We start from the raw sequence: 20,335 nt of genomic DNA, 5'->3' as shown, positions 1-20,335 counted from the left end.
GCTGTTCCGCTTTCATTCGATCACGTCGTCAGCAATAGCCAGCACCGCCGGCGGTATCGTTAAGCCGAGCGCCTTTGCGGTTTTGAGATTGATCAACAGTTGAAATTTCGTGGGTTGCTCGACAGGCAGATCGCCGGGGCGAGTTCCCCTGAGAATTTTGTCCACATAGTCCGCTGCTCGGCGATACCTGTCCTTTCGGCTGGAGCCATACCACATCAGCGCTCCCGCGAGCACGAAGTCACGAAGACCGGTCATTGTCGGCAGCCGTAGCCTGTTGGCTTGATCGACAATTGTCACCCGGATGCTGCTGGTGAGAGGGTCCTCGATGACAAACAGGCTTGTTACGCCGTCCGCAACCAGCGCGTCCATGCGAGCCGCCGTTAAGTCCGCCGGCCTTCTCACCTCCAGGAGTTCAAGCCGGATGCCCTCGTGATCCGCGGCCGTCCTTAACTCCTTCAGGGCCAACGCGCTGTAAGGCGTATCAGGATTCAAAAGCACGCCGACGACCCGTTGGTTTGGAACACACGTCAGCAGCAGTTGGAGCTGCTTGCTTTTGAAGTCCGCGGACTGGCCGCTAAGCCCGTCAGATTGCCGCCCGGCCGCGCAAGATTTTGCACGAGACCCGCTCCGATCGGATCGCCGACAGTTGCAAAAACAATAGGGATGGTAGCGGTCGCGGCCTTGAGTGCCTTTGGTGCAAGCGTTCCCCACCCCGCCACGAGGACGTCCGGCTTTGTCTGCACCAGTTCTTCGGCAAGGCCGGCTAGCCGCCGGGGCTCGCCCTCGGCGGAGCGATGTTCGAGGTTTAGGTTCTTTCCCTCGACATAGCCGAGGTCTCGCAGCGGCCCGGTGAATTGAGAGATTTCTTCGTCCGCTTCCAGGGTGAGAAGTGCCACCCGATGCATTCTGGACTGCGCCAGCGCCGCAAGGGGCCACGCCTGCGCTGCACCAACAACAAGGCCAATAAATTCACGGCGTTTCATGGGCGCGCCCAGGAGCCACGACCATCATTCTATTCGCTCGCCTCAGCACCTCCAACGTCCGATTTGGGGCAAAGCCGCTTGATTTTTGGCTTCAATGCCGGTGTTGCGTTGGCTCGAAGTCCGGGAGCGATCGGTGGCGCTTGGACTCCCGGATCAGCGCTTCCGCATGCTAATCCTCGACCCCGTAACGGTGCAGATCGTTGCCGTGGGTGTCGAGCCAGGACTTGGCGCGCTCGACGTGGCCGCAGACTTTCGCGACGACCCGCCAGAACCGCGCCGAATGGTTCATCTCGACCAGATGCGCGACCTCATGCGCGGCGAGATAGTCCAGCACAAAGGGCGGCGCGAGGATCAGCCGCCAGGAAAACGACAATGATCCGGCCGAAGTGCAGGAGCCCCAACGGCTCGATTGATCGCGGATCGACACCCGCTTGACCTTGACGCCGAGTTCTTCCGCATAGGCCAACGATGCCTTGTGCAGATCCTTGCGCGCTTCACGCTTGAGGTAATCATGGACGCGGCGGTCCATGTGATCGGCGCCGCCGGCGACGCAGAGAACTTTCTCGCCGCTGTCGCGGGTTTCGGTCCACACCGTGCCGCGCTCGCCGGCACGATGCACGATGCGGTGCGGAACACCGCGGAGCGGTACCACTGTGCCAGCTTGAAACGGCGCCGCCTTCGGCAGGCGGCCGAGACGTGCGGCGATCCATCCGCCATGCAGCTGCGCAAAGTCCTTTGCTTCCGCCAGCGTGCCGCGCGGCGGCATGGTCAGGATCGCCTCGCGATCGGTCGGATGAATGCGTAACGTGTAGCGGCGCGCGCGGCGGTGCCGGCGCAGCCGAATCGCAAAGAATTGCGAGCCGTGTTTGACCAAAAGAGTCGCGGGTTCGGCGGGCCGCCGATAGAGGAGGGCGCGAGTAGCCATGTCTGACAGTCCGGGGGGCAAGAGTTCGCCCGGATTCTGCCATAACCGCTGCCACTCAAGCCGCCACTGAAACCGTTCGGCGCAAAAACAAATCATTTGCCCAATATACAGGGGCTGGACTCTATTCCGCCCCTACCGGCAGGGGCTGGAACCGAAAATTTTTGGCTGAATCCAGCCTCACTCTTCGTTGAAAAAGTGAAATTACACTCACTTCTTCGGCGACGTGCGAATCCGAATTCTTTTAATCGATTCAGCGACTTAGTTGAGCCGCCAAATCGACGCTGAAATCGACACTATTCAGCAGCCCCAACCAATTTGTCTGATGCAGCGACCAATTTCGGCTTGGTATCGGCCGAAGACAGCATGAAATCGGAAATGCGCGGCACGATTTCAGAGCGGAACCGCGAACCGTTGAACACACCGTAGTGCCCGACGCCCTTTTGCACGTAATGCACGCGGCGATGATCGGGAATCGACGTGCACAGCGAGTGCGTCGCTTCGGTTTGTCCAAGACCGGAGATGTCGTCGTTCTCGCCTTCGACCGTCATCAACGCGACGCGGCGGATCTTCGACGGATCGACCAGCTTGCCGCGATGGATCATCTCGCCCTTGGGCAGCGCATGCTTGACGAACACGACGTCAACGGTCTGCAGGTAATATTCTGCGGTCAAATCCATCACCGCGAGATATTCGTCATAGAATTCGCGGTGCTTGTCGACCAGATCGCCGTCGCCCTTCACCAGATTGCTGAACAGCGCCTTGTGGGCGTCGGTGTGGCGATCGAGATTCATCGTGATGAAGCCCGAAAGCTGCAGGAAGCCTGGATAGACGTCGCGCATCACGCCGGGATGCGGGAACGGCACCTTGGTGATGACGTGATTGCGGAACCATTCGATACCGCGCTCGGCGGCGAGATTGTTCACGGAGGTCGGATTACGACGGGTGTCGATCGGGCCGCCCATCAGCGTCATCGACAGCGGCACGAAGGGATCGTTGGCGGCTTCCATCACGGAAACCGCTGCCACCACCGGCACCGAGGGCTGGCACACCGCGATGACATGCATGTTGCCGCCGAGCACGTGAAGCATCTCGATCACGTAGTCGACATAGTCGTCGAGATCGAAGCGGCCTTCCGCGAGCGGCACCATCCGCGCGTCGGACCAGTCGGTGATGTAGACCTCATGCGTCGGCAGGAAGGCTTCGACGGTACCGCGCAACAGCGTCGCGTAGTGACCGGACATCGGCGCCACGATCAGCACCCGCGGCTGCGGGCTGCGCAGCGGCCGCGTCAGCTTGCGATCGAAATACAGCAAGCGGCAGAACGGCTTTTCCCAGATCGAGCGAACCTCGACCGCGGTACGGACGCCGTTGACTTCGGTCGTGTCGAGGCCCCAATCCGGCTTGCCGTAACGGCGCGTGGTGCGCTCGAACAATTCGCAGGCCGCGGCGATCGATTTGCCAAATTCAGTGTGCGACCACGGGTTAAGCGGGTTCTGAAACAGGATCTTCGTGGCATCAGTCACGGCCCGTGCCGGATTGAGCGACGCGTGGCCCATTTCGTACATCCAGTACATCGGCGTCGTAAGCGCCGGACTGCCTTCGGCCACTAGCGGCGGTGCACCACCAAACTCACCAATCGGCATTGAATTCTGATCCCCTGTTTTGCGCCGCAGCATAGTGCCGGCTGCGCAATAATGCGTCAATGCACACCTCCGTATATATACGTACCGAAATGGCCAAAAACCTCAGAAATACACGGGAATTTGTGACTTATTCACCACCACCGAGCAAAGAACCGTGGTGTTTGGCGCTGCGCAAAAGGGCAAGAAAGATCGCAAATGACGCGATAAACAGCACCGCGTTGATCGCGAGCGACCACACCATCAGGTCGGTCCGGAACACGTGGTCGATCAACAGCGCGCGCATGCCCTCGAACACGTAGGTCGGCGGCAGCGTCCAGGCGAGATATTGCAGCCAGACCGGCAGCACCGACACCGGGTAATAGATACAGGCGAGCGGCATCAGGCCGAACATCAGGGTCCAGACGATGCTCTCGGCGCCGAGGCCATTGCGCAGCACCAGACCCGACACGAAGATCCCGATCGACCAGCTGGTGAAGATCAAATTGCAGAAGAACGCGATCAGCGGCAGGCCGATGGCGAAAAAATTGAAGTCGAAGCAGAACAGCGCCAGCAGCGTCATCGGGATCACGCCGATCGCAAGCCGGATCAGGCTCATCACCATCAGCGAGATCAGGAACTCGATCGGCTTCAGCGGGCTCATCATCAGATTGCCGAGGTTGCGCGCCCACATCTCCTCGAGGAACGAGATCGAAAAGCCGAGCTGGCCGCGGAACAGGATGTCCCACAGGATGACCGCGCCGATCAGCGAGCCGCCGGCCTGGGCGAAAAATCCCGACGTCTGCGAAATGTAGTTCTGCAGGAAGCCCCAGGTGATGATCTGCAGCGCCGGCCAGTAGATCAGCTCCAGAAGCCGCGGCCAGGACGACATCAGCAAATACCAATAACGCAGCACCATCGCGTTGATACGGTGCACCGAAATCCCATGATGGACCGCAACCCCGCTCATGGCGCGCCTTCCCTCACCCGTCCGCGCGCGACGTCGAGGAACACTTCTTCCAGCGTCGCGCGGTTGTAGCGGGCCATGATCTGATCGGGGCTGTCGTCATCCTCGATCCGGCCGCGCTTCATGATGATGACGCGGTCGCACAAGCGTTCCACTTCCAGCATGTTGTGCGACGCCAGCAATATCGTCGCGTCATGTGTCTTGCGGTAATCCTGCAGGTGCTGCCGCACCCAATCGGCCGTATCCGGGTCGAGCGAGGCCGTCGGCTCGTCGAGCAGCAACAGTTCAGGCTGATTGATCAGCGCTTTCGCCAGCGCAACGCGGGTCTTCTGCCCAGCGGAGAGTTTTCCGCTGGCGCGGTCGAGGAATTCCTCGAGATCAAGATCGGCGGCAAGCTGCGCGATGCGCTCGCGCAGGTTCTCCACCGCATAGAGCCGGCCGAAGATGGTGAGATTCTGCCGCACCGTGAGCCGCATCGGCATGTCGACATAGGGGCTTTCGAAATTCATCCGGCCCAGCACTTCGGCGCTTTGCTCGGGCATCGGATGTCCCAGCACCTGGATACGGCCCGACGTCGGCAGCACCAGCCCCATGATCATCGCAATCGTCGTGGTCTTGCCGGCGCCGTTGCCGCCGAGCAGGCCGGTGATGCTGCCGCGCGCGATGCGAAATGAGACGTCGTCTACCGCGCGGGTGGTCTTGTAGAGTTTGATCAGGTGCGCGACCTCGATCGCGGATCCTGCCGGATCGGCTGCGGGCAACGGCATTGGCGCGGCGTCGTTATTGACCATTTGGGCCTGTTCATTGGGCCATCAGGGCTGATAGCGCAAGGGTTCGGAGTGCCTGGCGGCAAGCGGGCCTGCATGGTTCGAGACGCGCGGCTCTGCCGCGCTCCTCACCATGAGGGTGAAAACTATCGCCTCATGGTGAGGAGCCGCGAAAGCGGCGTCTCGAACCATGCAGGCCCCCGACCGGACGGAATGACTGCGCGAATTTGTGATCGCGGCGCCACGCGGCTAAAGTTGCGGAATGACTGAAATTTCCGGCTCCGATTTTCGCCATCCGCTCCGCCATGTCCGTCTCGATACAATATTGCGGCTGCGCTGGCTGGCGGCGCTCGGCCAGCTCACCGCGATCTTCATCGTGGCGCACGGGCTGGAATTCGACGTTGCCATTATTCCTTGCGTCGCCATTGTCGGCCTCTCGGCGCTGGTCAATCTCGCACTGCAGATCGCGTTCAATCCGATGCAGCGGCTGGAACCGGTCTACGCGGCCGCCTTGCTTGCGCTCAACATCGTCGAACTTGCGGCGCTGCTGTTCCTCACCGGCGGGCTGCAAAATCCGTTCTCGTTCCTGTTCCTGGCCCCCGTCCTGATCTCGGCGACGGCGCTGCCGATCCGGCTGACGATTGCACTTGGTGTGCTCGCGGTCGCCTGCGCCTCCGCACTGGTGTTTTTCCATCTGCCGCTGCCGTGGGACAGCGACGACCCGCTGGTGCTGCCCCCTATCTACCTGTTCGGCGTCTGGCTCTCGATCCTGGTCGCGATCGGCGTCACCTCGCTCTATGCGTTCCAGGTCACCGAGGAGTCCCGGAAACTGTCCGACGCACTGGCGGCCACCGAACTGGTGCTGACCCGCGAGCAGCACCTTACCCAGATCGACGGCCTTGCCGCCGCTGCCGCGCATGAACTCGGCACGCCGCTGTCGACGATCTTCCTGATTTCGCGTGAGCTCGAAAAGACCGTTGATGGCAACGAACAGCTCGCTGGCGACCTCAAGACCCTGCGCGAGCAGGCGCAGCGCTGCCGCGAAATTCTGGCCAAGATCACCCAGCTCTCCTCCTCCGGCGCACCGTTCGATCGCATGCCGCTGTCGACGCTGATCGAGGAAACGGTTGCACCGCACCGCGATTTCGGCGTCGCCATCAAGGTGCGGCTAGCGGTCGCAGCGACGCGTGAGCCGGTCGGCGCCCGTAACCCCGCCGTCCTCTATGGCGTTGGCAACATTCTGGAAAATGCGGTCGATTTCGCCCGGACCACGGTCGAGGTTAACGCCTGGTGGAACGCCGAAACGGTCGAGATGATCATTTCCGACGATGGCCCGGGCATCGCACCCGACATGCTGAAACGCATCGGCGAACCCTATTTATCGCGGCGGCGCGGCACCGATGAGGACCAAAGCGCGCGGACCGGCCTTGGGCTCGGCATCTTCATCGCCCGTACCCTGCTGGAGCGCACCGGCGCCAAGGTCTCGTTTACCAACCGGACCTTTCCCGATCACGGCGCTGTGGTACAAATCGTCTGGCCGCGCGAACGGTTCGAGGCGGACGACACGGCGCCGGAAACCGACTCCTGGAATGGTTCCAGCGACCGCGAATGACAGCCTGATCGACTATTGAGGGCCTTGGCAGCGCCGTCAGGTAACGCCATATCGTAGTTGTCTGTTTTGACGCGTTTTCTTCACGCGAACCGGTACCCACTTCGCTCGAAAACGCTATAGTGCACCTGCAACCGGGGGATACCCGACTTTGAACGCCATCACCGAACTGAACGATCTCACCGACCGCTCGCTCCTGATCGTCGAGGACGACAAGCCGTTTCTGGAACGCCTGTCGCGCGCGATGGAGAGCCGCGGCTTCGCCGTGACGTCGTGCGATACCGTGTCCGACGGTCTGGCCCAGATCGGCCGTTCCGCGCCGGCTTTCGCCGTCGTGGATCTGCGGCTCGGCGACGGTAACGGGCTCGACGTGGTATCGGCGCTGAAGCGCAAGCGCCCCGAGGCGCGCGCGATCGTGCTGACCGGTTACGGAAACATCGCCACCGCCGTCACCGCGGTGAAGATGGGCGCGGTGGACTATCTCTCGAAGCCCGCCGACGCCGACGACGTGGTCGCAGCGCTGCTCGCCAGCGGCACCGAGAAATCCGAACTGCCGGCGAACCCGATGTCGGCGGACCGCGTGCGCTGGGAACACATCCAGCGCATCTACGAAATGTGCAACCGCAACGTCTCGGAGACCGCTCGGCGCCTGAACATGCACCGCCGCACCCTGCAGCGGATTCTGGCCAAGCGCGCGCCGCGGTAACAGCAGCTAGCCAATTCAAAATTGGTCGTCGTCCCCCGCGAAAGCGGGGGCTCCAGTACGCCGCGGCCCAACGATTCAATCACGGCCGTCTCTGGAATACTGGGCCGTCCGCACGTTCATCTCTTGGACCCGTCATCCCCGTGCAACGGCTATGCCGTTGTCGCTGGAGGTGCGTGTTCTTGCGCGCCTCAAAGGACGACGGCCGGACCAGGACATCTGCGCATTGCAGCAATCTTGCGGACTTGAGAAGAAGATAGAGAAAGCAACGGGATAACAGCACAGATGCTGCACGGCTCATTGCTCAACTGGAGGATGATGTTTTCCAATCTTTCTCTCAATCGAAAGTTCGCCACATTGCCGCGACAATGGAGTTGGTATAATCTCCCGCTGCTCAGCTGATTGATACACCGGCTTTCGTTCGCCCCTTTCGTTGCGTTGCAAGAAAAGGAAGCACAGCATGCCGATTACCTCGCTGAAGGTTCTATCGACCGTCCTGCAACTGCATGGGCCCGGCGCAACGATCCAGAGCGATCATCAGGGCATCGAGGCGCTCCTGAATGATCTGCGTGGGCAAAATGAGGTAGCACCGACCGAGGTTTACTTCAGACGCGGTTTTGCTCGCGGCCGCGGAGGGTACGGCGGTTTTCGTAAAGGCGGAGGATACTACGGCGGTGGCGGGTTCCGCAGGGGCGGATTTATCCGGTACTAGGCTTCTTATATCCGCTAACTAGCCTTGCTTCGTAGTTTCCTCGTGCCACCCGGTATCGGCATGTCGGCTGACGATACTAATCCTTTGCCAGATGCTTTGGGCTTCAAGGAGCAGCCGATCTCGCAGATGCTTGTCAAGGTTGCCTCGCGATGCAACATCGACTGCTCCTATTGCTACTGGTTTCGCGACGCGGCGGTTTATGACAAGCCGAAGCTGATGAGCGACGAAGTGCTGCAGCAGTTATTGCTGCGCATAGAGGAGCATGTCGCCAGGTATTCCCTCATCGATTTCCCGATCATTCTGCACGGCGGCGAACCCCTGCTATGGGGAGTCGAGAATTTTCACCGCATTGCCGAAGCTTGCGAAGGCATCTCGTCACGAACCGGCTGCGACATACCGATAGCGGTGACTACCAACGGCGTGTTGATCGACGATGAATGGCTGGACTGTTTCGAGGCTCGCAACATTTCGGTCGCGATCAGCCTGGATGGGCCCGAACACATTCACGACATTCATCGCCGGACGTTTCAAGGCACCGGCACCCATGCCGCGGCGGAACGGGCCGCGCGGATGCTTGCATCGCGCGACATCGGCATGACCGCCCTCGCCGTCTGCAATCCCGCTTACCCGCCAAAACAGTATGTCGAGTTTTTCGCGGAATGCGGAATTTCCAGCTACGACATCATGATCCCCGACGCGACGGTGGATGAGACCCCCGCGTCCGTTGGCTCGTTCTACAACGGCCTGTTCGACCTGTGGCTGGAGGCCAACCGGACCAAACCCACGGCCGACATCCGGATCATCAGCGACATGATCACCGCCATGCTCGGCAACAATTCGCCGACCGAGGGCGTCGGCTACAAACCGATCGAACTCTGCACCGTCATGACCGACGGTTCCGTCGAGGCGCACGATGTGTTGCGGATTGCCGGCGACGGCCTCACGCGGACGAAATTCAACATTTTCGAACATGCGATCGACGACGTCCGGAACGAGCCGCGCTGGAAAGCCGCGCGCGAAGCCTCCATCAACCTTTCCGAGAAATGCCAGCGTTGCAAATTCATGAACGCCTGCGGCGGCGGCTATCTTCCGCATCGTTTCTCCAAAAAGAACGGCTACGACAATCCGTCAGTCTACTGTGACGACCTCTATTCGATGTTTGAGAACATGCAATCGGTGCTGGCTAACCATCTTTACGTCAGCAAGCCGGACGGGCAACGCCTCGACGTGCGCGACGTACTGGCTGGCGCCTGATCCGTCCGTCACACTCGCCCGCCGTCGACGACATAGTGCTGACTGGTGCACGCGCTCGCTTCTTCCGAGGCCAGGAACACCACGACCCGGGAGATGTCGTCCGGATAGAGCTTGCGCTTGAGGCACTGCGCCTTCATCAGGTCGGCCTCGCCTTGCGGCGTCACCCATTTTTCGATCTGACGCTCCGTCATGATCCAGCCGGGAACGACGGCGTTGACGCGGATATTCCAGGCGCCGTAATCGCGCGCGAGCCCGCGCGTCAAGCCAAGCACGGCCGACTTCGAAGCGGTGTACACCGGCATCCCGCCCTGCGCGGTCATCCAGGAGATCGATCCGAAATTGACGATAGCGCCGTCTTTCCCGGCTTGCATGTCCGGCAGGACGGCTTGAGCGGCAAAGAACTGGTGCTTCAGGTTGACGGCAATTCTGTCATCCCAATATTCCGGCGTGACGCTCTCGACCGAATGCCGGTCATCATGCGCCGCGTTGTTGATCAACACGCGAATCGGCCCAATGCCGGCCCTGATCCGGCCGATCGCGGCGCGCAATTGATCGATGTTGGTCACATCGCAATATTGATATCGAACTGCAAAGCCCTGTGCAGCGAGTTCATCGACCAACCGCGTCGAAGGATCTCTGGCGATATCCAGAAAGCCGACTTTGGCCTTCTGCCGCGCGAAGGCACGCACGATCGACGCGCCTATGCCCGACCCACCGCCCGTGACCAGGACAGACTTGCCCTCGAGATCTGGATAGATTGCAGCCATCAAATGATCCACCGTTGCTGGACGCCGGCGTCGATGCCGGATTCCATTTTGATTTCGAAGCCCGCTGTGCAGCGACAGATAGACCACAACTACTCGCGTTCGTCATCTCGGCACAGCTCGCAGCGGCGGCATACCGGTTGTGCGGCAATGCGGGTTTGCGAAGGGCGCACATGATTCAGATCAATGAGCCACCAGCTTCGAAGCAAACGCCCGCACCCTCGATTTTGCTGCCGCGCACACAACGCATGCCTTGAGACGGCAAGCGCCTTGACAGTTGAAATGTTTCGCGCGCACATTCTTACACTAAGTAAGAATGACGACAGGGACGGAAATGCCGGAGCAGCCGAGAAGTCGGCGGCAGACGCGTGCGGCCATTCTGGGGCATCTGCTTCAGTCGGGCGGCATGTTTCGACCGCCTTTGGCCAAAGCCGTGCGCCTCTCCGAGGCAAGCCTGTCGCGTATCCTGTTTGATCTGAAGGCGGAGGGCCTGATCGAGGAAGTGAGGCGGCCTGCGCCTTACTTCGGTGGCCCGACCGGTTTGGTATCACTCGACAGCTCGGTAAGGCTGGCCGCCATCGAGCTGACCGGCCAGCGGCTGACCGTTGGGGTCGGCGGGCTTTCCGGCGAGCTGCATTATACCGACCGTCTGCCACTGCCGAAATCGCCAACCGTCAAATCCGTCAGCCGGCTGTTTCAGCAAGCGCTGCAGTTACTGCAGCACTGGACGCGGCAGCATCGGGTTCAGCTCTCGCAGATCGGCGTTTCGGTCCCGGGGCTTGGCCGATTGAGCGAGCTCGTCAATCCGATCATTCCCTGCGACGTCAAGCGCGTTCGCGGCATGCTTGCCGAGATGTTTGCGGACGTGCCGGTCGCGATCACCAATTCGGTGGTGGCGCACGCCACGTTTCATCGCTGCCGCACGGAAGATTATCCGTTTACCGGCCCGCATCTGTTCGTCTTTGTCGGCCAGGGCGTCGCAGGCGCCTGGATGGACGACCCGATCGAGGCCGATGCGTTGCAGCCGGTCGAGCTCGGCCACATGGTGTTCGACGACGGCGGTCCGCCCTGCCGCTGCGGCCATCATGGCTGTGTCGAGGCCTATACGTCGCTTCCGGCACTGGCCGGGCTTCTCGGTGTTGGCGAGCCGGAACTGCTGCAGCTCGGCGACGAGTGGGTGAATGTAATCTCGATTTCCGCCCGCATGCGCCAGGAACTGCGTCGACGGCTGTTCCGGCTTGGCCTTGCGATCGGCAATACGCTGAACGTCAAGCCTTGTGCCGGCGTGGCCATCAGCGGCTGGCCGTCTGTTCTCGCGGAAGCAGATCGAAAGGCGTTGATCGACGGGATCGATGCCTGCGTGATGGGCGGGCGGAAATTCGCCCAGGTATCACTCGCTTTCGTGCCGCCTTCGAGCGGCAATGATCCGAATGCCGCGCTGGCCTTTGCAGCCTGCTGTCTGGCTTGCCGCGGCGGCATGCCGGCCTCATCGGCGGAGGCCGCCTGACAAGCAATGAACGGCGCGGCCAACGCGTCAAGGTTTTGAAACCGGGAGGAACGTACCATGCCAATGATCACAAGGCGCCGTCTGCTCGCTGGATCCACGGCCGCGCTCGCGCTACCGACGTTCGCCCGCGCGCAAAGCGCGACCAAGCCGCGCCTGACCGCCATCTCACAATGGTCTGCCGGCAGCGATGGCGCGGCTATCACGGCGCTCGGCAAGAAATTCGAGGAGAAGGGCGGGATTTGGCAGCACTCGCCCGTCCCCGGGTTCACCACCGAGATGATGAACAAGCTGCGCGCCCAGATCATGGCCGGCGATCCGCCCGCCTGTTCGCAGCTCAAGGGACCCGAGATTGCGGCCTGGTCGAAGATCGCCCCGACCGTGAGCCTCGATGAGCTGGTCGCTGCCGCCGGCTACGAAAAGGTCGTTGCCCCGGACCTTGCGAAACTTCACAAGCCCGGTGGCAAGTGGATTGCGCTGCCGTTGCAGATCTACAGCACCAACATGCTGTTTCTGTCCAAGCGCGCGATGGACAAGGCCAAGGCCGACAAGATCCCCGTCACATGGGCAGACTTCAACGACCTGGCCGAAAAAATGAAAGCGGGCGGAGTCGCCTATCCCATCGCCAACGGCGGCACCCGCCCCGATGACGGGCAGAAATTCGAAGCCTCCCTGGCAGGCATCAGTCCCGCCGCATACCGCGCAGCCATCATGAACCTCGACAAGAAGGCCCTCGAGGGCCCCGAGATCAAGGCCGCCTTCGTCCAGGTGCGGAAGATCGCCGACTGGATGGACCCCAACGTCGGCGCCCAGCACTTTTCGACCAACCTGAAGCGCTTCGTCGACGGTGACATGGGCATGATGATCATGGGCGGGTGGGCGCAGGGTGTGTTGCGCAATGCCGGTTTCAAGTTCGAGGACTTCATGATTGCGCCCGGCCCCAGCGACAACGGCAAGCCGGTGTTCCTGTTGAATGCCGACGCGTTCATATTCTGGCAGCGCAAGGAGCCCGACCTGCAGGCCGGCCAGGCGCTGATGGCGCAACTCGTCATGGATCCCGCCGTCCAGACCATGTATTCGCAGATCACGGGATCGATACCCGTGCGTACCGATGTCGATCTTTCCGGCGAAGGCTGGTCGGACGGTCAACGCCGAACCGCAGCAGCGCTGAAAGACGCGATCGCCAGCAATCAGGCGGTTCTCAGCGTCGCGCACAACATGGCACAGGAAAACGGCCTGACCGCTGCGTTGATCGACGTGATCACGGAGTATGTGAAGAACAAGACGATCAAGCCGGAGCAGGCGGTCACCCGCCTCGCCGAGGCCGTCGAGAGCGCGCGTTGAGAGACGCCGCGGCACCGCGAGCAGGGCGCCCGACGACACCAGAAATGGTGCGCCGGCTGCCCGAGTATCTGACGATCTGGGTACCGCTGCTGTTGTCGGCCGCGCACCTCGTTTCGTTTTCGCTGTGGACCATCTGGATCTCATTCACGCCGTCCACGCTGGTCCCGGTGTCGGGCTGGGTCGGTTTACGCAACTACACCTCGGTTTTGGCGTCGCGTAACTGGCAAGTCGCCTTCGACAATCTGCTGCTGTTCGGCAGTGCGTTCGTCCTGCTCAGCCTGGTGACGGGTCTCATACTCGCGATCCTGCTCGATCAGCGCATTCGCGGCGAGAACGCACTGCGATCCATCTTCCTCTACCCCCTGGCGGTATCGTTCGTGGTCACCGGCACGGTCTGGAGCTGGCTGCTCAATCCCGGCATCGGGATCCAGAAGCTCGTCCACGATTTCGGCTGGACTTCCTTCCGGTTCGATTGGCTGATCGACCGCGACATGGCGATCTGGACGATCGTCATCGCTGCGATCTGGCAATCCTCGGGCTTCGCCATGGCGCTCTTCCTCGCCGGCCTCAGGTCCGTCGATGCCGACCTGATCAAGGCGGCGCAGATCGACGGCGCCGGACCGGTCCGGATGTACCGGCGCGTCATCCTGCCGACGCTCTGGCCGATCACCATAACTGTCATCGTGATCCAGCTGCAGTTCGCCATTTCGACATTCGACCTCGTCCGCGCGCTGACCAACGGCGGCCCTGGAATCGCGACCCAGTTGCCGGCCCTTGTCGTCTACGACCTGATGTTCCAACGCAACCTGCTCGGCCGGGGGGCGGCGGCGGCCGTGCTGATGTTGCTGATTCTTCTCGCGGTGCTGCTGCCGTACGCGGCATGGCAATATCTTTGGCGAAGGCGGGCCACCCATGCGTGAGCGAACGTTGGCGCCGAGCCGTTTGCTGATCTATCTCGTCGTGTTGCTGGTCGCAGTGGCGTATCTCGTGCCGCTGATCGTCGTCGTGCTGAATTCGCTGCGCAGCAATGAGGAAATCGTCCAGACCTCGATGATCGGCTGGCCGCGGCAGTGGGCCTTTGGCAACTACCTCACAGCCTGGTCCGACTTCTGCGTGGCGCAGACCTGTGTCGGCATCCGCCCCTACATGTTGAACTCCGCGCTCGTCACCATCCCCGCGACGATCTTTTCCACCCTGCTTGGTGCGGTCGCCGGTTACGCGGTTTCGCTCTGGCGCTTTCGCGGCGACAACTGGATCTACGGCATCGTCACGCTGGGCATCTTCCTGCCGCAGCAGATGCGCTTGCTGCCCTGGACCATCGTGCTGCGCGATACCGGCCTGATGAACACGCTAACGGGCCTGGTGCTGATCCACACGATCCAGGGACTCTCCTTTACCGTCTTGTTCTGCCGAAACTACTACGTTGCCATCCCGCAGGAGTTGATAAGGGCCGCGCGCATCGATGGCGCGGGGTTCTTTCGTATTTTCTGGCGCATCATTCTCCCACTCTCGCCGCCCATCCTGGTTGTCACCGTGATCTGGCAGTTCACGCATATCTGGAACGAGTTCCTCTATGGCGTGACATTCACGACCGGCCAACAGCAGCCAGTCACCGCTGCGCTGATCGCGCTCTCGGCCGCGGTCGCGGATATCCCGCATCATGGCGTGCAAAGCGCCGCGGTGATGATCGCGGCCCTGCCCACCCTGTTGATCTATCTGATCGGTGGCAAATACTTCGTACGCGGCCTTACCGCCGGCGCCGTGAAATGAAGGGGAAGTCGTTGAAGGGGAAGTCATGGCAGCGTTGAGCATTCGTGCCCTGTCGAAGCGGTACGCCAATCTGGAAGTGTTGAAGGGGATCGACCTCGACATCGAGAGCGGTGAATTCACCGTGCTGGTCGGGCCATCCGGCTGCGGAAAATCCACCTTGCTCAACATCGTCGCCGGACTGGATCGCCCGAGCGCCGGGACCGTGGAAATCGGCGGGCGGGTCGTCAACGACATCGCGCCGAAGGACCGCGACATCGCGATGGTGTTCCAGTCCTATGCGCTCTATCCGTCGATGACGGTGCGCCAGAACATCACGTTCGGCATGGAATGCCGCCATGTTCCGAAGGCGGAGCAGGAGAAGGCGGTAGCGAATGTCGCGCGGCTGCTGCAGATCGAGCCGTTGCTCGGCCGCAAGCCGTCGCAATTGTCCGGCGGCCAGCGCCAGCGCGTGGCGATGGGGCGGGCCCTGGTGCGCGATCCCCTGCTGTTCCTGTTCGACGAACCGCTCTCCAATCTCGACGCCAAGCTGCGCGTCGAGATGCGGATGGAGATCAAGCGGCTGCACCAGCGCATCGGCGCCACCATCGTCTATGTCACCCACGACCAGATCGAGGCGATGACGATGGCGACGCGGATCGCCGTCATGCATCACGGCGAGGTGCAGCAATTCGCCGATCCGGATACGGTGTACCGCTATCCGGCCAATTTGTTCGTCGCGCGCTTCATGGGATCGCCGCCCATGAACACAATGCCGGCACGGCTGGTGGCGGAAGATGGCGGGCCGGTGGTGGTGATCGGCGCCGGGCGGCCGGACGAGGTCCGCCTTCCCCTGCAGGGGTACGATGCGGCCGCAGCCTTTGTCGGCCGCGACGTGGTGCTTGGCATCAGGCCGGAATGCATTGCCGAGGGCGGCCGCAGTTTTTCGGGCGCATCGGGCGCCCCGATCGTCGTCCAGGCGCCGGTCGAGATGGTCGAACCCACCGGCGCGGAGACCATCGTGTTGCTGCGGCTCGGCGGGGAGCAGGTGCTGGCGCGCATCACGCCGGACATCAGGCCTGAGCCCGGTAAGCTTGCCGCCTTCGCGCTCGACACGCGACGGATCTGCCTGTTCGACCCGGTGACGGAGCGCCTGATCGCATGACCCATGCCCTTTACCCCAGCCTTGCAGGCCGTGTCGTGTTGATCACCGGCGGCGCCAGCGGCATCGGCGCCGCGTTCGTCCGTGCGTTCGCGGTACAGCAGGCCCGTGTCGCTTTCCTCGACATCGACGCCGCCGCCGGCGAAGCGCTGGTGCGCGAGGTGACGGACGCGTCCGGTTCCGCGCCGCTGTTCGTGCCCTGCGACTTGCTGGATATCGACGCCTTGCGCGCCGCGTTGGCCAAGGTCCATGCTGCGCTCGGCGATGCCGCGGTGCTGGTCAACAACGCCGCCAACGACCAGCGCCAGGTGCTCTCAGAAGTGACGCCTGAAGAATTCGACTGGTCGATCGCCGTCAACCTCAAGCACGTTTTCTTCGCCGCACAGGCGGTGGTGCCGCAGATGCGGGCGCAGGGCGGCGGTTCGATCATCAACATGTCGTCCGTGGCATGGACGCGCGGCGCACCGGGGCTGCCGGTCTACGCGGCGGCGAAAGCGGCGATTGTCGGTTTCACCAATTCGCTGGCCCGGTCGGTCGGCCCCGACCGCATCCGCGTCAACGCCATCGCACCCGGCATGGTGATCACCGAGCGCCAGCGCCGGCTGTGGTATCCGGACGAGCAGAAGATCGCCGAACTTCGCACGCGTCAGGATATTCCCGACGCGGTGACGCCCGACGACATCGCGCGCATGGCATTGTTTTTGGCGTCCGACGAGAGCAGGCGCATCACGCGCCAGTGCTTCACGGTCGATGGCGGCCTAGGCTAGCAGGGAATCCACATCGTCGATCGACGCTCGTTTTGCAAGGCAGGAGAAAACAGACATGGCAGGCATTCTTGAGCGCAAGGTGGCGCTGGTAACGGGCGGAGCTTCGGGCATCGGACGCGCGACGTCGCTGGCAATGGCGCGCGAGGGCGCGCGGGTGGCGGTGGCCGACCGCACCGAGGAAAGCGCGGCCGGCACCGTCGCCCTGATCAACGCGGCCGGCGGTCAGGCCATTGCGATCGGCGGCGACGTCACTGCGGAAGCCGACGTGGCCGCGATGGTCGCGCGCACCGTGGCGGCCTATGGACGGATCGACTGCGCGTTCAACAATGCCGGCGTTGCCGGCGGATCGGTTGGCCCCGGACGCCAGCGCCTGCACGAACTCAGCCAGGTCTCGTTCGACACCATGCTCGCGATCAACCTCACCGGCGTGTGGCTCTGCATGAAGCACGAGATCGTGCAGATGCTGGCGCAAGGCGGTGGCGGCGCCATCGTCAACACCGCCTCGATCGCCGGGCTGATTGGTCTTGCGACATCGGGGCACTATGTGGCGGCAAAGCACGGCGTAGTCGGGCTGACGAAGACCGCGGCGATCGAATATGCGCAGGACGGCATCCGCGTGAACTGCGTCAATCCCGGCTATATCACCACACCGATGACCAAGGAGGTGGTGGAGACGCGGCTCGATGCCACGTTGGCAAAGGTGCCGATGAACCGCATGGGCGTGCCCGAGGAGATCGCGGAAGCCGTGGTCTGGATGTGTTCCGACAAGGCGTCGTTCATGACCGGCGCATCGCAGGTCGTCGACGGCGGGTACTTTGCGGCGTAGGATCGGCGAAATACCGGGAGGCTTTGTTGAAAGTCTGGCAGGTCGCACGCGAATGGTCGATCGACGCCATGGAACTGGTCGACCGGCCCGATCCGGAACCCGGCCCCGGTCAAATCGTGGTCCGGATGCGCGCGGCATCGCTGAACTATCGCGACCTTATAACCGTGACGGGCCAGGGCGGCGCGTACAGGCTTCCCCTGATTCCGTTCTCCGACGGCGCGGGTGAAGTTGCCGCCGTGGGACCAGGCGTGAGCCGGGTCGCGGTCGGGAATCGCGTGTGTCCGATGTTCTTTCAATCATGGTTCGACGGCGGGCCTTCGGCCAGCGGCCGCCGTCTCGCACTCGGCGGCACGCGCCCGGGCGTGCTGCAGGAACTGCTGCTGCTTGACGCCGAAGGCGTCACGCGCGTCCCCGATCATTTGAGTTTTGTGGAGGCCGCCACGTTGCCATGCGCGGCACTGACCGCCTGGCGGGCGCTGTTCGACGAAGCCCATCTGCGGCCCGGTCAGACCGTCCTGGTGCAGGGCACCGGCGGGGTTTCGATTTTCGCGCTGCAGTTCGCCAAGATGGCGGGGGCCACGGTCATCGTGACGTCGTCGAGCGACGAAAAACTCGAACGCGCAAAAGGGCTGGGCGCGGACCATACGATCAACTATCGCGCGGTCGCCGAATGGGGCAAGGCCGCCGCGGACTGGGCCGGCGGCGGCGTCGATCACATCGTGGAAGTCGGCGGCAAGGACACCTTTCAGCAATCGCTCGAAGCGGCGCGCGTCGGCGGCACCATCCTCGTGATCGGGGTGCTGTCGGGCTTTTCCCAGCAGGTCTCGATCCCTGCCCTGTTCAGCAAGAATCTGCACGTGATCGGACTCTCCGTCGGCAGCCGAAAAATGTTTGAAAACATGGCCGCCGCGATCGGGCAGAACCGCCTGAAACCCGTGATCGACCGAACGCTCGATTTCACCGAAGTGCCGGACGCGCTGCGGCTGATGCAGCAGGCCGGCCATTTCGGCAAGATCACGATCGCGTTTCCGTAGGCTGAGGTATCCCTTCCACCTCGTCGCAAGACGGGTGTAGTCTGGTTCCGCAGGGCGTCCAGATGGATTGCAAATCCGCGACGTAGCGCACTGTGGAGGAAGCATCATGAAATTTCCCCGCCGCACATTCTTGCAGCTGGCCGTGGGTGCTGCGGCGCTGCCGGCCTTGCCTCGCACTTCGTGGGCGCAAGCCTATCCGTCCCGGCCGGTACGCATCGTCGTCGGCTTCGCCGCCGGCGGGGCCACCGACATCCAGGCGCGCCTGATGGGTCAATGGCTGTCGGATCGCCTCGGCCAGCAATTCATCATTGAGAACCGCGCCGGCGCCAGCGGCAACATCGGCACCGAGGCGGTCGCCAGGGCGCCCGCGGATGGCTACACATTGCTGCAGATCGTGACGCCGCATGCGATCAATGCAGCGCTCTACAGCAATCTCAGTTTCGACTTCATCCGCGACATCGCGCCGGTGATCTGCTCCGCGCGACTGGCATATGTCGTCGTGGTGCATCCGTCAGTCCCCGCCACGACGATCCCGGAATTCATCGCCTACGCCAAGGCCAACCCTGGCAAGGTCAATTACGGGTCGGCTGGGCCCGGCACCCCGCAGAACATTGCTTGCGAACTGTTCAAGATGATGGCCGGGGTGAATCTGGTCCACGTCCCGTACCGCGGCGGCGCGCCTGCGACCACCGATCTGGTCGGCGGCCAGATCCAGGTGATTTTTGCTCCGATGTCCGAGTCGATCCAATACATCAAGGCGGGTACCCTGCGTGCGCTCGCGGTAACGACCGCGAAGCGTCTGGACGTGTTGCCGGATGTTCCAACGGTGGCAGACTTCGTGCCTGGTTATGAGGCCAGCGGCTTTGCGGGCATTGGCGCGCCGAGGGACACCCCGGTCGAAATCATCGACATGCTGAACAAGGAGCTCAATGCCGGTCTCGCCGACAGCAAAGTGAGAGCCCGGATCGTGGAGCTGGGCGGCACAGTGCTCGGAGGCTCGCCTGCGGAATTCAGGACGATCATCTCGGATGCCACCGAAAAGTGGGCGAAGGTGATCAAGTTCGCGGGCATCAAGGCTGAATAGGACCGGTCGCACTGGACTCCAAACCTGCGTTCGTGAGGCCGCACGACCGCACTTCCGTGTTGAGCCGAGAGTTGAGCTGACACGAACCTCTGCATTTGGTGGCAGTCGTTTCGCAAACGAACCGGACGCAATTGTACCGGACCGTGCACTTAGATTTGAATCGCCTCCTAACAGCCGGCCGTCTATGGTGCGCTCATGTCGCGCTTCGTGCTCTTCTTGATTGCTGTTGTCCTGTCGCTCCTGCCGGTCGTCGCGCCGGCTGCCCCGGCTCATAAGCGGCCGGCGCCACGCTGGCAGGGCTACGGCTTCCTGCCGGGCTACCACCAGCCTCCGAACAACAGCCGCCCGGCTTACACCCAGAGGGCCGCGGTTTTGCGCGCCGCGCGCCGCAACCAGCGTCCCTGGTATATCGATCCGGTCCCAAGTTATTACGGGTACGATGGCGCCTGGCACTATTTCGGCCGGCCCGGCTTTTACGGCGGCCGCTACAATGGCGGCAGTTTTGGGCCTTGCTGGACACGGACGCCGGTCGGAGCGGTCTGGAACTGCGGCTGATCAAGTCATT

Annotated in this window: 21 protein-coding genes; 14 read left to right on the top strand and 7 right to left on the bottom strand. The window is 62.4% G+C overall.

The features are described from left to right. Positions 1–12: 12 nt before the first annotated feature. The 6 genes from ABIE49_RS22960 to ABIE49_RS22935 all read right to left on the bottom strand — a co-directional run bounded on the left by ABIE49_RS22960 (position 13) and on the right by ABIE49_RS22935 (position 5,285). Entirely contained in the window at positions 13–498 is a 486-nt protein-coding gene (locus ABIE49_RS22960) for an ABC transporter substrate-binding protein (RefSeq protein WP_354066929.1), read from the bottom strand. 29 nt (positions 499–527) lie between these two features. Further along, positions 528–983 (bottom strand): ABC transporter substrate binding protein, encoded by a 456-nt coding sequence (locus ABIE49_RS22955; protein WP_192736388.1) that lies wholly within the window; start codon positions 981–983, stop codon positions 528–530. A 169-nt stretch (positions 984–1,152) separates the two neighbouring features. Next, a complete protein-coding gene (locus tag ABIE49_RS22950; protein ID WP_192736387.1) occupies positions 1,153–2,004 on the bottom strand; it encodes a M48 family metallopeptidase in 852 nt (283 codons plus the stop codon). Positions 2,005–2,201: 197 nt separating this feature from the next. Beyond that, positions 2,202–3,551 (bottom strand): polyhydroxyalkanoate depolymerase, encoded by a 1,350-nt coding sequence (locus ABIE49_RS22945; RefSeq protein WP_192736386.1) that lies wholly within the window; start codon positions 3,549–3,551, stop codon positions 2,202–2,204. Positions 3,552–3,678: 127 nt separating this feature from the next. Further along, positions 3,679–4,497, bottom strand: a complete 819-nt coding sequence (locus ABIE49_RS22940; protein WP_192736385.1) for an ABC transporter permease — start codon at positions 4,495–4,497, stop codon at positions 3,679–3,681. Further along, on the bottom strand, positions 4,494–5,285 hold the full coding sequence (locus ABIE49_RS22935; RefSeq protein ID WP_192736384.1) for an ABC transporter ATP-binding protein: 792 nt from the start codon (positions 5,283–5,285) through the stop codon (positions 4,494–4,496). The genes ABIE49_RS22940 and ABIE49_RS22935 overlap by 4 nt, the downstream gene beginning before the upstream one ends. 238 nt (positions 5,286–5,523) lie before the next feature. Here ABIE49_RS22935 and ABIE49_RS22930 point away from each other — a divergent pair, with 238 nt between their 5' ends. The 4 genes from ABIE49_RS22930 (at position 5,524) to ABIE49_RS22915 (ending at position 9,539) form a co-directional block, all read left to right on the top strand. After that, positions 5,524–6,873, top strand: coding sequence for an ActS/PrrB/RegB family redox-sensitive histidine kinase (locus tag ABIE49_RS22930; protein WP_192736383.1), 1,350 nt, complete (start codon positions 5,524–5,526; stop codon positions 6,871–6,873). Positions 6,874–7,021: 148 nt separating this feature from the next. Then, positions 7,022–7,576 carry an ActR/PrrA/RegA family redox response regulator transcription factor gene (locus ABIE49_RS22925; RefSeq protein ID WP_192736382.1) on the top strand — a complete coding sequence of 185 codons (555 nt, stop codon included), beginning with the start codon at positions 7,022–7,024 and terminating at the stop codon, positions 7,574–7,576. 457 nt (positions 7,577–8,033) lie between these two features. Beyond that, a complete protein-coding gene (locus ABIE49_RS22920) occupies positions 8,034–8,285 on the top strand; it encodes a hypothetical protein (RefSeq protein WP_192736381.1) in 252 nt (83 codons plus the stop codon). A gap of 84 nt (positions 8,286–8,369) precedes the next feature. Then, positions 8,370–9,539, top strand: a complete 1,170-nt coding sequence (locus ABIE49_RS22915) for a radical SAM protein (protein WP_354066928.1) — start codon at positions 8,370–8,372, stop codon at positions 9,537–9,539. Between the two features lie 8 nt (positions 9,540–9,547). Here ABIE49_RS22915 and ABIE49_RS22910 read toward each other — a convergent pair whose 3' ends face one another. Then, complete coding sequence (locus ABIE49_RS22910) at positions 9,548–10,306, bottom strand: SDR family NAD(P)-dependent oxidoreductase (RefSeq protein WP_354066927.1); 759 nt, start codon at positions 10,304–10,306, stop codon at positions 9,548–9,550. A 331-nt stretch (positions 10,307–10,637) separates the two neighbouring features. On the opposite strand from ABIE49_RS22910, the gene ABIE49_RS22905 reads away from it, so the two are divergent. From ABIE49_RS22905 to ABIE49_RS22860, 10 genes are all read left to right on the top strand, one after another. Beyond that, positions 10,638–11,810, top strand: coding sequence for an ROK family transcriptional regulator (locus tag ABIE49_RS22905; RefSeq protein WP_192736542.1), 1,173 nt, complete (start codon positions 10,638–10,640; stop codon positions 11,808–11,810). A 57-nt stretch (positions 11,811–11,867) separates the two neighbouring features. Continuing rightward, positions 11,868–13,151 carry an ABC transporter substrate-binding protein gene (locus ABIE49_RS22900; protein WP_192736378.1) on the top strand — a complete coding sequence of 428 codons (1,284 nt, stop codon included), beginning with the start codon at positions 11,868–11,870 and terminating at the stop codon, positions 13,149–13,151. 44 nt (positions 13,152–13,195) lie between these two features. Next, positions 13,196–14,071: a carbohydrate ABC transporter permease gene (locus ABIE49_RS22895; RefSeq protein WP_192736377.1), complete on the top strand. Its 876-nt coding sequence runs from the start codon at positions 13,196–13,198 to the stop codon at positions 14,069–14,071. Beyond that, a complete protein-coding gene (locus ABIE49_RS22890) occupies positions 14,064–14,921 on the top strand; it encodes a carbohydrate ABC transporter permease (RefSeq protein ID WP_192736376.1) in 858 nt (285 codons plus the stop codon). Before ABIE49_RS22895 ends, ABIE49_RS22890 begins: the two co-directional genes overlap by 8 nt. A gap of 25 nt (positions 14,922–14,946) precedes the next feature. Beyond that, entirely contained in the window at positions 14,947–16,062 is a 1,116-nt protein-coding gene (locus ABIE49_RS22885; RefSeq protein WP_192736375.1) for an ABC transporter ATP-binding protein, read from the top strand. Beyond that, entirely contained in the window at positions 16,059–16,826 is a 768-nt protein-coding gene (locus ABIE49_RS22880) for an SDR family NAD(P)-dependent oxidoreductase (RefSeq protein WP_192736374.1), read from the top strand. Before ABIE49_RS22885 ends, ABIE49_RS22880 begins: the two co-directional genes overlap by 4 nt. 55 nt (positions 16,827–16,881) lie before the next feature. After that, entirely contained in the window at positions 16,882–17,652 is a 771-nt protein-coding gene (locus tag ABIE49_RS22875) for a glucose 1-dehydrogenase (RefSeq protein WP_192736373.1), read from the top strand. Positions 17,653–17,678: 26 nt separating this feature from the next. Continuing rightward, positions 17,679–18,686, top strand: a complete 1,008-nt coding sequence (locus ABIE49_RS22870) for a zinc-dependent alcohol dehydrogenase family protein (protein WP_192736372.1) — start codon at positions 17,679–17,681, stop codon at positions 18,684–18,686. Positions 18,687–18,792: 106 nt separating this feature from the next. Continuing rightward, the gene (locus ABIE49_RS22865; protein WP_192736371.1) at positions 18,793–19,770 is read left to right on the top strand and encodes a Bug family tripartite tricarboxylate transporter substrate binding protein; all 978 of its coding nucleotides are present in this window, start codon (positions 18,793–18,795) and stop codon (positions 19,768–19,770) included. A gap of 195 nt (positions 19,771–19,965) precedes the next feature. After that, the gene (locus ABIE49_RS22860) at positions 19,966–20,325 is read left to right on the top strand and encodes a hypothetical protein (RefSeq protein WP_192736370.1); all 360 of its coding nucleotides are present in this window, start codon (positions 19,966–19,968) and stop codon (positions 20,323–20,325) included. Positions 20,326–20,335: the final 10 nt, after the last annotated feature.

Source organism: Bradyrhizobium sp. OAE829 (assembly GCF_040546575.1).
GTDB lineage: Bacteria > Pseudomonadota > Alphaproteobacteria > Rhizobiales > Xanthobacteraceae > Bradyrhizobium.
The sequence above is the reverse complement of the archived record's forward strand: the minus strand, read 5'-3'. Positions and strand labels throughout refer to the sequence as shown.